Genomic DNA, 1,174 nt, shown 5'->3' on the forward strand with positions numbered 1-1,174 from the left:
GCCAATGGTCAGACTGCAACCCAAGTTTAATTCGCCTCGCTGCAAGTCATTCAACTCCCGCAAACCTCTCTCAGTCAAAGCAACTTGGTGGAGAATTTTCTGAGTTTCAACTTGCAGCAACTTCCCAGCATCTGTGATTTCGATGCGGCGGCCGATGCGGTGAAATAGTTTTACTCCATATTCCGCCTCTAAACATTGGATAGCGGCGCTGACTGCCGGTTGGGTAATGTAAAGTTCCTCCGCCGCGCGGCTGAAGTGCAGGTGTTCCGCCACAGCTAGAAAAACTCGCAGTTGGTCAAGTGTCATTCCGGCCATGCTGAGTACCCTTTTACTAAATACAGTTATTTTTTGAGATAAAAATCTGTTGCGGCTAAGTTTTGACGTGAACTTTTCGATCGACTCTCTTGTACAGATTGGAATTGCCCATAAAGCACGGTTGCCAGCCGCTCTTTCAATTTTTCTTTTAACGTCAAGGGTTTGAGCTGGTGGCGACAGATAGGTTTGGTACTCCAACAGTTCTTTGGCGGCGGCACTGCATCACTTGTATTTATTAATTCGATAAAAAACAACATTTGATTCTACCTCAGAAGAGCCTTAAGGTGATACTTAAGCTTCTAACGCAGGGCTAAATGCTGAAGCAGCACCGACAAGTTTAAGCCGCCAAAAGTCGATCGACAAAAAGAGAGAAGATAAATGACCAAGAAAACGCCAAAAAATCTGAGTGCACACGGCTTAAAGCCGGACTGCCTCTCCTTCGGGGAGGTTTTAGCTCAATCCTTTGCCGTCATTGCACCTACAACTATACCCGCATCTAATATAGGGTTAATTGTCGCTCTTTCGGGTAACGGGGCTTGGCTGAGCTTTCTCATCGGCTTGATAGGCCTAGTATTTGTCAGCATCAATATCAACCAATTTGCGAGTCGATCGGCTTCTGCTGGTTCTCTTTATTCTTATATTGTTAAAGGACTGGGCCCGACTGCCGGCGTAATTTGCGGCTGGAGTTTGGTACTCGCTTATCTATTTACTGCGATGGCCGTTTTGTGTGGTTTTGCCAACTTTACGGGTACTTTCATCGGTCATTTAGGCATCCATCCGTCACCGATTACGCTGTTAGCGATCGGGGCCGGCGTTGCTTGGTATGCAGGTTATAAAGATATCCAACTCTCAGCTATGG

At 46.5% G+C, this 1,174-nt stretch carries 2 protein-coding genes and 1 pseudogene; 1 reads left to right on the plus strand and 2 read right to left on the minus strand.

Annotated features, from left to right (window positions below; genetic code table 11):
* Together ACUVJL_RS27645 and ACUVJL_RS27650 are read right to left on the minus strand one after the other, a co-directional pair.
* A partial coding sequence (locus ACUVJL_RS27645) for a LysR family transcriptional regulator (RefSeq protein WP_445248770.1) occupies window positions 1-306 on the minus strand: 306 nt, incomplete at its 3' end.
* A 35-nt stretch (window positions 307-341) separates the two neighbouring features.
* Window positions 342-572 (minus strand): hypothetical protein, encoded by a 231-nt coding sequence (locus tag ACUVJL_RS27650; protein ID WP_445248771.1) that lies wholly within the window; start codon window positions 570-572, stop codon window positions 342-344.
* Window positions 573-693: 121 nt separating this feature from the next.
* Between ACUVJL_RS27650 and ACUVJL_RS27655 the strand changes: the two are divergent.
* Window positions 694-1,174, plus strand: a pseudogene (locus tag ACUVJL_RS27655) (APC family permease); the annotation flags it as partial.

The organism is Microcoleus sp. OTE_8_concoct_300 (assembly GCF_031383065.1).
Classification (GTDB): Bacteria; Cyanobacteriota; Cyanobacteriia; order Cyanobacteriales; family Microcoleaceae; genus Microcoleus.

What these genes read in the sequence shown, in the direction of transcription:
- ACUVJL_RS27650 (WP_445248771.1), bottom strand. Translation starts at nt 572, where the DNA reads ATGTTGTTTTTTATCGAATTAATAAATACAAGTGATGCAGTGCCGCCG.